Below are 713 nucleotides of genomic sequence, written 5' to 3' on the forward strand. Positions count from 1 at the left end.
CTGGCCAAGGTCCTGCTGGGGCTGGAGACGGCAAGTGCCGGCACAGTGACGCTGGGCAACAAGGAGATCCAGTCGACCGGCATCGAGAAGCGCAGCGTCGAAACGGTGTCGTCGATCCAGATGGTGTTCCAGAACCCGTTCGATACACTCAATCCCAGCCACTCCGTCGGTTCGCAGATCATCCGCACGCTGGAAAAATTCAAAGTCGGCAACAATGTCGCCGAGCGGCGCAAGCGCATGCTGGAGCTGCTCGACCTGGTGAAGCTGCCGCGGGCCTTCGAGACGCGCAAGCCGCGTCAGCTCTCAGGCGGCCAGAAGCAGCGCATCGGCGTGGCGCGTGCCTTTGCCGGCGATGCCAAGGTGGTGGTGGCCGACGAGCCGGTGTCGGCACTCGACGTCTCGGTGCAGGCGGCGGTGACCGAGCTGCTGATGGACATCCAGCGCAAGAACAAGACGACGATGCTGTTCATCAGCCACGATCTGTCCGTGGTGCGCTACATCGCCGACTGGGTCGTCGTCATGTATCTCGGCTACATCGTCGAGCAGGGTACGACCGACCAGATCTTCGCGCCGCCCTACCACCCCTACACCGAGGCGCTTCTGTCGGCGATCCCGATCGCCGACACCAGCGTGGTCAAACGGCACATCGTGCTCGAAGGCGATATCCCGTCGGCGATGAACCCGCCGAGCGGCTGCCCGTTCCAGACGCGCTG

Annotated in this window: 1 protein-coding gene; it reads left to right on the forward strand. The window is 64.0% G+C overall.

The window, feature by feature from the left end:
• A partial coding sequence (locus NKI37_RS31870; protein WP_352794668.1) for an oligopeptide/dipeptide ABC transporter ATP-binding protein occupies positions 1–713 on the forward strand: 713 nt, incomplete at both ends.

The organism is Mesorhizobium sp. M0626, from assembly GCF_040320665.1.
Lineage (GTDB): Bacteria > Pseudomonadota > Alphaproteobacteria > Rhizobiales > Rhizobiaceae > Mesorhizobium.